Annotated in this window: 11 protein-coding genes; 8 read left to right on the top strand and 3 right to left on the bottom strand. The window is 73.5% G+C overall.

Annotated features, from left to right (window positions below):
• Positions 1-744: 744 nt before the first annotated feature.
• The gene (locus tag AB0J72_RS15200; RefSeq protein ID WP_363398955.1) at positions 745-1,245 is read right to left on the bottom strand and encodes a hypothetical protein; all 501 of its coding nucleotides are present in this window, start codon (positions 1,243-1,245) and stop codon (positions 745-747) included.
• A 49-nt stretch (positions 1,246-1,294) separates the two neighbouring features.
• On the opposite strand from AB0J72_RS15200, the gene AB0J72_RS15195 reads away from it, so the two are divergent.
• The 4 genes from AB0J72_RS15195 to AB0J72_RS15180 all read left to right on the top strand — a co-directional run bounded on the left by AB0J72_RS15195 (position 1,295) and on the right by AB0J72_RS15180 (position 4,771).
• Positions 1,295-1,987, top strand: a complete 693-nt coding sequence (locus AB0J72_RS15195) for a response regulator transcription factor (RefSeq protein WP_363398953.1) — start codon at positions 1,295-1,297, stop codon at positions 1,985-1,987.
• On the top strand, positions 1,984-3,246 hold the full coding sequence (locus AB0J72_RS15190) for a HAMP domain-containing sensor histidine kinase (RefSeq protein WP_363398951.1): 1,263 nt from the start codon (positions 1,984-1,986) through the stop codon (positions 3,244-3,246). Before AB0J72_RS15195 ends, AB0J72_RS15190 begins: the two co-directional genes overlap by 4 nt.
• 79 nt (positions 3,247-3,325) lie before the next feature.
• Positions 3,326-3,769: a hypothetical protein gene (locus AB0J72_RS15185; RefSeq protein WP_363398949.1), complete on the top strand. Its 444-nt coding sequence runs from the start codon at positions 3,326-3,328 to the stop codon at positions 3,767-3,769.
• A 303-nt stretch (positions 3,770-4,072) separates the two neighbouring features.
• Complete coding sequence (locus AB0J72_RS15180; RefSeq protein ID WP_363398947.1) at positions 4,073-4,771, top strand: methyltransferase domain-containing protein; 699 nt, start codon at positions 4,073-4,075, stop codon at positions 4,769-4,771.
• Here the strand turns inward: AB0J72_RS15180 and AB0J72_RS15175 are convergent.
• Positions 4,753-5,148: a MarR family transcriptional regulator gene (locus AB0J72_RS15175; RefSeq protein ID WP_363398945.1), complete on the bottom strand. Its 396-nt coding sequence runs from the start codon at positions 5,146-5,148 to the stop codon at positions 4,753-4,755. The two genes, AB0J72_RS15180 and AB0J72_RS15175, sit on opposite strands and share 19 nt — an antisense overlap.
• Positions 5,149-5,250: 102 nt before the next feature.
• Here AB0J72_RS15175 and AB0J72_RS15170 point away from each other — a divergent pair, with 102 nt between their 5' ends.
• The 4 genes from AB0J72_RS15170 to AB0J72_RS15155 all read left to right on the top strand — a co-directional run bounded on the left by AB0J72_RS15170 (position 5,251) and on the right by AB0J72_RS15155 (position 8,493).
• Positions 5,251-6,690, top strand: a complete 1,440-nt coding sequence (locus tag AB0J72_RS15170) for an MFS transporter (protein ID WP_363398943.1) — start codon at positions 5,251-5,253, stop codon at positions 6,688-6,690.
• Positions 6,691-6,991: 301 nt separating this feature from the next.
• Positions 6,992-7,363 (top strand): hypothetical protein, encoded by a 372-nt coding sequence (locus AB0J72_RS15165; protein ID WP_363398973.1) that lies wholly within the window; start codon positions 6,992-6,994, stop codon positions 7,361-7,363.
• A gap of 48 nt (positions 7,364-7,411) precedes the next feature.
• On the top strand, positions 7,412-8,185 hold the full coding sequence (locus AB0J72_RS15160; protein WP_363398941.1) for a GNAT family N-acetyltransferase: 774 nt from the start codon (positions 7,412-7,414) through the stop codon (positions 8,183-8,185).
• Positions 8,186-8,268: 83 nt separating this feature from the next.
• Positions 8,269-8,493: a hypothetical protein gene (locus AB0J72_RS15155; RefSeq protein ID WP_363398939.1), complete on the top strand. Its 225-nt coding sequence runs from the start codon at positions 8,269-8,271 to the stop codon at positions 8,491-8,493.
• Between the two features lie 193 nt (positions 8,494-8,686).
• On the opposite strand, the gene AB0J72_RS15150 is transcribed toward AB0J72_RS15155, so the two are convergent.
• Positions 8,687-9,964, bottom strand: a complete 1,278-nt coding sequence (locus AB0J72_RS15150; RefSeq protein ID WP_363398937.1) for an ATP-binding protein — start codon at positions 9,962-9,964, stop codon at positions 8,687-8,689.
• Between the last annotated feature and the right edge of the window lie 49 nt (positions 9,965-10,013).

Below are 10,013 nucleotides of genomic sequence, written 5' to 3'. Positions count from 1 at the left end.
CGATGATGCAGTGCACCACCGTCGATGCATCTTCAGGGCAGAGATGATGCAACTAAGTCAGCAAGATCAGCTGGAGCCACCGCCCGCGCCCTCGCCCGTGCTGCGCCCGTGCCCGCGCCCTCGCCTCGCCGAGGCGCTGCGAGCCTGACTCGTTCCGCGCTCGTTTCGCCGCGTGGACCCCGGTCCTTGCCGCGCAGGCCGTGTGTTCGCCGCATGGCCGTTGGGTCGTCGACGGCTCGGTCACCTCGCGGGCCCGCGTCCTCGCTGAGGCGTTGCGATCCCTGACCCGTTTCGCCGCATGGACGCCGGTCCTCGTCGTGCCGGCCGCTCATCCGCCGCATGGCCGTCGTTGCACCGGGCTTGCGGTCGCTGCGCCGGTGGGTCGAGATGATCGTCGTGTCGGACTTGCGGCCGTCGTACGGGCGTCGGTCGTCGTTGCATCAGCCTTGCAGCCGCTGCGCCGGTGGGTCGAGATGATCGTCGTGGCGGGCTCGCCGCCGTCGCACCGGTGTCGGTTGTGGTTGCATCAGCCTTGCAGCCGCTGCGCCAGTTGGTCGAGATGATCGTCGTGGCGGGCTCGCGGCCGTCGCATGGGCGTTGGTCGGCGTTGCATCAGGCTTGCGGTCGCTGCGCCGGTTGGTCCAGACCGTCGTCGTGGCGAGGGGCGTTCAGTGCCGCACGAGGGCCAGCCACCGCAAGGTCAGGCCGTCGTTGCGCGGTACAGGTGCCGAGGCCGTGAAGGGGTCAGTCGTCGCCGGCGACGGTGAGGTGGGGTTCGGTGCCGGCGCAGGTCACCTCGGCGCGCACGTCGTTGCCGCCGCTGCGCGCCTTGAACCGCAGCGACGCGACCGCCGCCGGGCCCCGCTGCACGTGGTCGGTCTCGAAGCCCGAGTTGGGTGTCCACGACCGCAGTGTGACCAGGCCCACGTCGCACACCGCGACGATCGTCCCGGCCGAGGTCGTCAGGGCCCGAACGACACCGCCCTCGGCCGCGGTCGGGCCCGCCGACTGACCCGGGGTCCCGTCCGGCGTGACCGGTGGGGTGGCCGGTGACGCGGCCGGGCCCGTTGTGGCGCCGGCCAGCAGCGCGTCGACCTTGGCCTCGCTGTACGGGGCGTCCGACGTGCCGAAGATGCCCTGCCGCATCGACCCGACGGCGCCGGTCGCCACGGCGGTCGCAACGGCCACGGTCGCCAGCCACGCGCCGCCCGCGAGGGCCCACCGGCGGTGCAACGTCGTCCACATGCACACCACTATCCACCGCCGATGGCTAAGGCATGGTTAACCTCTGGCTATGGCGAAGGTGCTGCTCGTGGAGGACGACGGGACCATCCGCAGCGGCGTCGTGCGCGCGCTGACCGAGCGGGGGCACGTCGTCGTGCCCGCCGCGACCGCGATGGACGGGCTCAAGCTCGCCGTCGCGGAGGCGCCGGACGTCGTCCTGCTGGACCTCGGCCTGCCCGACCTCGACGGCCGGGAGGTGCTGCGGATGCTCCGGGCGGTGAGCCGCGTGCCGATCATCGTGGTCACCGCCAGGCGCACCGAGGGCGAGATGGTCCGCGCCCTGGACGCCGGCGCCGACGACTACGTCGTGAAGCCGTACGGGGCCGAACAGATCGACGCCCGGATCCGCGCCGTGCTGCGCCGCGCCGACGGCGGACCGTCCGCACCCGAACGGGATCCCGCGCTCGACGTCGACGGGGTGCGCATCGACCCGCGGGCCAGGACCGCGACGCTCGACGGCGCGCCGCTGGACCTCACCCCGCGCGAGTTCGACCTGCTGTACCACCTGATGACCCGCGCCGGCGAGGTCGTCGGCAAACGCGAGCTGCTCACCGAGGTGTGGCAGGTGCCGTACACGACGGCCGACAAGACCGTCGACGTCCACCTGTCGTGGCTGCGCCGCAAGCTGGGGGAGACCGCCCAGGAGCCGCGCCGCCTGCACACCGTCCGCCGCGTCGGCGTCAAGTACGGGCTGCAGCGGTGAGGTGGCGCCTGGCGCTGCTCGTCGCGGCCGCGATGACGCTGGTGCTGCTCGCGTTCCTGGTCCCGCTCGCGCTGCTGCTGCGCGGCGTCGCCGCCGACCGGGCCGTCTCGGTCGCCATGACGCAGGCGCAGTCCCTGGGCATCCTCGTGGCCACCGCCGACCCGCAGTCGCTGCGCCTCGCCGTCGAGCAGCTCAACGTCGACCCATCGCGCCCCGTCAGCGTGTACCAGCCGGACGGCGCCGTCGTGGGCCCGTTCACCGACCGGACCCCGGCGGTGCGGCTCGCCGCCCGGACCGGCAGCTTCTCCGTCGAGCACGCCGCCGGTCGCGAGGTCCTCGTCGCCGTCCAGGGGCTTCCGCAGGGCACCGCGGTCATCCGGGTGTTCGTGCCGCTGGGCGAGCTGCGCCAGGGCGTGACCCGCGCGTGGCTGGTCCTCGCGCTGCTCGGCGCCGGCCTGCTCGCCGTCGGCGTCGCCGTCGCGGACCGCCTCGCCGTCATGGTCGTGCGCCCGATCCGTTCCCTGGCCTCGGTTTCCGACGCGCTCGCCGGCGGCGACCTCGACCGCCGGGCGCCGGCGTCGTCGGGGCCGCCGGAGGTCCGCGCGGTCGCCGCCGCCCTCAACCACCTCGCCGCCCGCATCCGCCACCTCCTGCAGTCCGAACGCGAGCGCGTCGCGGACCTCTCGCACCGCATGCGGACCCCGATGACCGCCCTGCGGCTGGACGCCGAAGGGCTGCGCGACCCCGCCGACGCCGACCGCATCCTCGCCCACGTGGCCGCCCTGGACCGGGCCGTCACCACCGTCATCGAGGACGCCCGCCGCGAGCGTGACGTGCCGTCCTGCGACGCGACCGCGGTCGTCGCCGAACGGGTCCGCTTCTGGACCGTGCTCGCCGAGGACCAGGGCCGCCCGGTCGAGACGGACCTGCCGGCCGGCCCGCTGCCCGTCGCGGTCTCCGCCACGGAGCTGGCGGCGTGCGTCGACGCCTTGCTGGGCAACGTCTTCGCCCACACGGAGGAGGGGGTGGCCCTCGCGGTCACGCTGGACGCCCACCGTGTCCTCACCGTCCAGGACGCCGGCGCCGGCTTCGACCCGTCCGCGGGCGCCCGCGGCGTCAGCAACGCGGGGTCCACCGGTCTCGGTCTGGACATCGCCCGCCGTACCGCGGAAACCGCCGGCGGAACCCTCACCGTCGACCGCTCACCCCTCGGCGGCGCACGGGTCACGGTGACGCTGAGCGCGTTAACCGAACCTTAGGGTTGCCACAGGCCCCCGCTATCGCCGCGCCCGGCACCGTGGTCAGTGCAAGCACAGCACAACCACGGAGGTGCACGACATGCGCAAGCTCATCATCATCACCGCGACCGTCACGGCGGCCCTCGCCATCGGTGGCACGGCCCTGGCCGCGTCAGGCCCGTCGAACGACGGCCGTCCCGCCCGGGTGTCGGCGTCGCCGTCGACCGACGACAGCGCCTCGCCGTCCCCGTCGATGTCCAGCGACGACCCGACCGCCTCCCCGTCGGCGTCGATGGACGACCACGGCCACCACCCGTCCGCCTCGGCCTCCCCGTCCGCCGACGACCACGGCGGCAACCGCACCAGCGGCTCCGGCAACTCGGGCGGCGGCTCCGGGAACAGCGGCTCGGGCAGCGGCCACCGCGGCGGCGGCTCGGACGACGGCCCGGGCCACGACGTCGGCGACGACCACGGCGGCGGCGGCCACGGTTCGGACGACGGCGCGGGCCACGACGTGGGCGACGACCACGGCGGCCGCCGCTGACCCACCCGGCCACACCTCCGCCGGCGCCGCTCACAGTCAGCGGCGCCGGCGGCCGCGGCGCGGGCGGACCGCCTCCGCCGGGGGTCGGTCGGCGGGCTCGCTCCTGGGCGGTGGCTTGCCGCCAGGTCCCACATCGCAGGACGGCGCCGATTCGGGTGTACGCCACGAATGTCGATCTCCGCACGCGGGTTGCGGTGGTGCGGCGGGGGAGTCATCCCAGAGAACGGGACGGAACGGCGGGCGAGGGTGGGGGAAGGGCGGCGCGGTGTTGGCTTCGTGGGGGATGGTTGCGATCATGGTCCGGTGACCCTGCTCGATGACGACACGCTCGCCGGCTCGTCAGTGGTGGCCAACTCCGCGATGAACCGCGGGCGCGGGCTCGCCGGGGTCGACAGCTATGACCGCGAGCTGGGGTTCAACCCGGTCGAGGCGCTGCTGCCGCTGGTGTCGGTCACCGGGACCGCGGACACCGTCGCGTGGCTCGACCTGTGCTGCGGCACGGGACGGGCGCTGGTCGAGGCGGCCGCCAGGCTGGACGCCGCCGGTGTCGGGGAGCGGGTCCTCGTCCACGGGGTGGACCTGGTCGACATGTTCGACCCGGCGCCGGACGTGCCGTGGCTGCGGCTGACCACCGCGTCGGTGGCCGACTGGAAGCCGGACCGGCGGTACGACCTCATCACCAGCGTGCACGGCCTGCACTACGTGGGCGACAAGCTCGGCCTCCTGGCGAAGGCGGCGGGCTGGCTGACCGGCGGTGGCCGGCTCGTCGCGGACATCGACCTGGACAGCGTGCGGCTCGAGGACGGCCGGCCCGCCGGGCGGCGGCTCGCCACGCACCTGCGGGACGCGGGGTTCAACTACGACGGCCGCCGCCGCAGGATCGGCCGGGACGACCGTGGTGACGTCGCGCTGCCGTACGAGTACCTCGGGGCCGACGACAAGGCGGGTGCCAACTACACCGGCCAGCCGGCGGTCGACTCCTACTACCGTCGGGTGTCCTGACCGCCGACCTGCAAGTGGCTTGCGAGCACCGTCAGGTGGGTCTCCCGGGCGGCGGTGTGCCGCCGCAGGCCCTCGCTGGTGAGCGTCACGAAGACGCCCCGCCGGTCGGCCTCGCACAGCGCGCGCGACACCAGGCCGCTCTTCTCCAGCCGTGCGACCGCCCGTGACAGGGCGCTCTGGCTGAGGTACATGTCGGCGGCGAGGTCCTGCATGCGGCGCTTCTCACACTGCTGCGCGACGAGCCGGTCGAGGATCTCGAACTCGCTCATGCTCAGCCCGTGCGTCTCCGACAGGGCGCGCTCCAGATGGCTCGCGACCTCGTTGTAGCTGGTCAGCAGCGAGCGCCAGTGCTCGATCAGCGCAGCCTGCGACGTCATGCCGCGCATCCTACTCCGGTACCACATCCAAATGCACCCACATTAAATGCAGCCGCAACTAGTGCGTAGACATTGAATGCGCATGCATCTAGTGTCCGTGCCGTGACTACGACACTCCCGGCCCCAGGCACGACCATCGCGCCGGAGCCCCACGCGACGATGACCCCGCGGCTCTGGGGAATCCTCGCGGTGCTCTGCGCCGTGCTGTTCCTCGACGCCCTCGACGTGTCGATGGTGGGCGTCGCGCTGCCGTCCATCGGCGCCGAGCTCGGCCTGTCGACCACCTCGCTGCAATGGATCGTCAACGGGTACGTCCTCGGCTACGGCGGCCTGCTCCTGCTCGGCGGGCGGACCGCCGACCTGCTCGGACGGCGTCGCGTGTTCCTCGCCGCGCTCGGCGTCTTCGCGGTCGCGTCCCTCGTCGGCGGCCTCGTCGACGACGGCACGCTGCTCATCGCCACCCGCTTCGTGAAGGGCCTCGCCGCCGCGTTCACCGCGCCGACCGCCCTGTCGATCCTCACCACCACGTTCCACGAGGGGCCGGCCCGCAACCGCGCGCTGTCGGTCTTCTCGGTCTTCGGCGCCAGCGGGTACAGCTCCGGGCTGATCCTCGGCGGGCTGCTGACCAGCGTCGGCTGGCGGTGGACGTTCCTCATCCCGGTGCCGCTCGCCATCGCCGCGCTGGTCGCGGGTCACTTCCTCATCCCCAGGGATGAGCCGGCCGCTGGCGGCGGGCACGACCTTGCGGGCGCGGCCACCCTCGTCGGCGGCATGCTCCTGGCGGTCTACACCGTCGTGTCCGCACCCGACCGCGGCTGGCTCGACCCGGTGACGCTCGCCTCCGCCGTCGTGGCCGTCGCGCTGCTGGCCGGGTTCGTGCTCATCGAGCGGCGGGTCGCGCACCCGCTCATCCGCCTCGGCATCCTGCGGGTCGGCTCGATCGTGCGCGCCAACGTGAGCATGGTGGCGCTCTTCGGGTCCTACCTGAGCTTCCAGTTCATGATGACGCTGTACCTGCAGAGCGTCCTGCACTGGTCGCCGCTGCGGATGGCGCTCGCGCTGCTGCCGGCGGGCCTGCTGGTCGCGTTCGGCTCGCCCTTCGTCGGCCGGCTCATCGACCGCTACGGCACCCCGCGCCTCATCGTCGCCTCGATGCTGTCGATGAGCCTGGGCTACGGCTGGTTCCTGCTCACCGCCGGCAGCACGCCGCACTACCTGGTCGCGATCCTGCCGGCGATGCTGCTGCTGGGCGGCGGTTTCGCGTTCGGGTTCAGCTCGATCATGGCGCAGGCGACCGACGGCATCGCCGACGAGGAGCAGGGGCTCGCCTCCGGGCTGGTGCAGAGTTCCGGCCAGGTCGGCGCGGCCCTCATCCTCGCGGCGGTCACCGCCCTCGTCGCGACCGGCGGGGACGCGGGGGCGGGTGCCGGCGACTTCACCCAGTTCCACCCCGGCGTCAACCTGGTCACCGGCGTCGCGCTCGCCGGGCTCGCCCTGAGCCTCGTGCCGGTGCTCGCCGGGCGCCGCGGCCGGCACGCGTGATGCGACACTTGCCGCTGTGACGAAGGCATACGGCATCGGCCCGGTCGGCGGCGAGTTCGTCCGGGCCGATGCCGGCTGGCCACCGCCGCTCGCGGCGGCCTGCGGTCACGTGGCCGGATCGGCGGCCTACGAGCTCGACGCCGCGGCGCTCACCGCGGTCATCGAGAGCTCGGACCCGGATGACGTCGCCGCACTGCGCTGGCTGGAAGGCGACCGCGTGCTCGCCGTCCTCGTCGACGACCTCGCCGCCGTGCCGGCCGGGCAGGGCGGCGACCCTGACGTGGCACGGCTGGCCGCGCAGCTGCTCGCGGGGCGGGTCGAGAACGCCGACGGCACGACGACGCTGTGGCGCCCCGTCGGCCCGGAGGAGCTGCGGCTCGTCGAGGCGGCGGACTGGCGGCGCTGGCCGGCGCGGCTGGCAGATCAGCCGATCTTCTACCCGGTCCTCAACGAGGAGTACGCCACGCAGATCGCCCGGGAATGGAACGTCCCGGCGTCCGGGGTCGGGCACGTGACGCGGTTCCGGGTCGAGACGGCGTTCGCCCGGCGGTACGTCAGCCGGCGTGCGGGCGGCGGGACCGTGCTCGAGCTGTGGATCCCCGCCGAGGACGTCGACGCCCTCAACGAGCGTCTCGTCGGCGTGATCGAGGTCATCGGCACCTACACCGGTTGACGCCGCAAACCGCTTGCACGCGGATCGGCGAGGGTGTGGTCTTGAGGCGTGGATGCCCAGCGGGTGCTAGCCCTGTTCGACGAGAAGATCCGCCAGGAGCCCGGGGCCGGCGCCGGCTCGGTCGTGGAGCGTGAGCCCGGCATCGTGCGGGTCGTCTCCTCCAGCGACGGCTGGCACGGCATCTCCTGGTGCGACCTCGACGGCCTCGACGCCGACGCGGTCATCGCCGCGCAGATCCAGCGGTTCGGCCGGCTCGGCCAGCCGTGGGAGTGGAAGCACTACTCGCACGACCGCCCCGCCGACCTGCCCGGGCGGCTCCTCGCCGCGGGGTTCGAGCCCGACCCCGTCGAGGGCCTGCTCTTCGCCGAGGTCGCCGGCCTTCCCCTCGAGGTGACGCTGCCCGCCGGCACGCGGCTGGAGCCCGTCACCGACGCCGCCGGGGCCGACCTGGTCGTCGCGGTCCACGACGAGGTGTTCGGCGGCGACCACTCGAGCATCGGCAAGGATCTCACCGCCCGCCTCGCCGACCGTCCCGGCGAGATCGCCGCCGCCGTCGTCATGGCCGGTGACCGGCCCATCTGCGCCGGTCGGGTCGAGTTCCACGACGGCACCGGCTTCGCCAGCCTGTGGGGCGGCGGCACCGTCGCCGACTGGCGCGGGCGTGGCGTCTTCCGGGCGCTCGTCGCCCACCGCGCCGCCCTCGCCGCCGCGGCCGGCTACCGGTACCTGCAGGTCGACGCGTCCGCCGACAGCCGCCCGATCCTCCGCCGGCTCGGCTTCCAGCAACTCGCCACCACGACGCCGTTCGTCCACAACCCCTGAGCACCGCTCGGGGCGACACCGGATAGATCAGCGGCGATGACTTCGTCAGGCTCGACGCTGATCCACCCCTCGCCGAGACCGCGGTGAAGACGTTGATCCTCACCGGGCTGATGGACCCGATCGACAAGGGCATCAGCGGCTGGTTCAACGTCGGTGCCATGTGGCTCGTGTTCGGCGTGCCGGGGGTGCTGTTCGTGATGGCCGCCCGTTCGTTCGGCCGCAGGCACCCGGTGCGCCTGGGCTGGATCGCCTTCGGCCTGCTGGCCGGCGCCGGGCTGCTGTTCGGCCTGGGCCTCGCCATCGGCTGACGACAGGTGCCGCGCTCAAGAGGCCGCGGAGATGCCGCGCTCAACGAGGCAGCGTGGACGCCGCACTCAACAAGTCCAAGGGCCGCCGCGCCAAGGCTGGTCGCGGGGACGGAGCGCTCGATCGAGGCCGCGGGGCGGGCAAGGTCGCTTGGCGTGACGCGGAGAAGTGGCGGAGGCGACGCCGGACAGTTGGTCAGGCGGTGGGTCGTACAGCGGCGATCACCGCAAGCAGGTCGGCCTGGGTGATCGGGGACGGGGGCCGGCCCTGGCGCGCCTCGTCCATGGCCTTGTCGAGCTGGGCGCGGCGCAGGGCCTCCTTGAAGTCCGCGCCGGTCAGTCCGGTCGCCGCGGCGGCCAGAGCCGGCACGTCGACGTCGTCGGCGAAGAGGCGGAAGCCGCCGACCTCGTGCCGGGCGATGAGGCGGCGCAGCAGCTTCCCGAGGATGTCGGCGCGGGCGGCGGGGCCGGGCGGCGGCACCGCGAGCTTCAGGTCGAAGCGGCCCGAGCGGATCAGCGAGGCGTCGACGCGGTCGGGGAAGTTGGTGGTGGCCACGACGATGACGTTGGGGTTGTGCTCGATGAGGGTGTTCATCTCCTGCTTGAAGATGCCGGCCACCGCGTTGATCATCTGGCCGGCGGCGTCGAAGGCGGCCCCGGTGTAGCTGATGATCGAGTCGAACTCGTCGAAGAGCAGGACGGTCGGGTGGTCGAGGCGGCGGGCGTCGGCGAAGATCCGCTGGATGTTCTTCTCGGAGTTGCCGACCCACTTGTCGAGGATCTCCGGGGTGCGGATCTCGCGCAGCTCGCCGCCGATCTCGTTGGCCAGGGCGCGGGCGAGCATCGTCTTGCCGGTGCCGGGCGGGCCGTAGAGCAGGATGCCCTGCGGCCTGGTCGCGCCCCAGCGGGCCATGACCTCGGGGTGGCGGAAGGACACGGCCACGTCGCGGAACTGCGCCACGACCTCGTCGAGCCCGCCGACGTCGTCGAGGCGCACGGCCTCGGAGTCGGTCAGCGAGAGCTGCTGCAACGCGGGGCTCACGGTCACGGGGCCGGTCGCGCCGGTCAGCTCCATCACGGCGAACACCAGCGACGCCAGGTCGGCCGAGCGCAGCACCAGGTCGGGGCCCTCCTCGACGACGGTGACGGTCGGGTCGGGCACCGTCGTGGGGCGCTCCCTGGCGGTGCGGGCCAGGCCGACCGCGATGACCGCCCCGAGCACCGCGCCGGGCAGGCCGAGCAGCCGGAAGAGGGCCCCGCCCGTGGCGCCGCCGACGAAGGCCCGGGCCAGGCCGGGCAGGTTCACGAAGCCGCGGGACCAGCGGGCCGTGTACCCGTCGGGGCCGGCGGTCAGGACGATGCCGCGGTCCGGCAGGTCGTGCCCGATCGGGCCGTCGGTGATCAGGTGCGCGTCGACGATGCGCAGCGACCGGCCCGACACCTCGACGAGCTCGATCTCCGGCCGCAACTGCATTCTTCGAGTCTGCCACGCAGCCGGACAGGCGGCACCGCGACGGAGAAGG

This window comes from Dactylosporangium sp. NPDC049742, from assembly GCF_040674675.1.
GTDB lineage: Bacteria > Actinomycetota > Actinomycetes > Mycobacteriales > Micromonosporaceae > Dactylosporangium > Dactylosporangium maewongense.
This window is presented reverse-complemented; position numbering and strand designations above follow the sequence as displayed.

Coding starts and splice junctions, on each gene's coding strand:
- AB0J72_RS15200 (WP_363398955.1), bottom strand. CDS start 1,245: ATGTGGACGACGTTGCACCGCCGGTGGGCCCTCGCGGGCGGCGCGTGG.
- AB0J72_RS15195 (WP_363398953.1), top strand. CDS start 1,295: ATGGCGAAGGTGCTGCTCGTGGAGGACGACGGGACCATCCGCAGCGGC.
- AB0J72_RS15175 (WP_363398945.1), bottom strand. CDS start 5,148: ATGACGTCGCAGGCTGCGCTGATCGAGCACTGGCGCTCGCTGCTGACC.
- AB0J72_RS15185 (WP_363398949.1), top strand. CDS start 3,326: ATGCGCAAGCTCATCATCATCACCGCGACCGTCACGGCGGCCCTCGCC.
- AB0J72_RS15150 (WP_363398937.1), bottom strand. CDS start 9,964: ATGCAGTTGCGGCCGGAGATCGAGCTCGTCGAGGTGTCGGGCCGGTCG.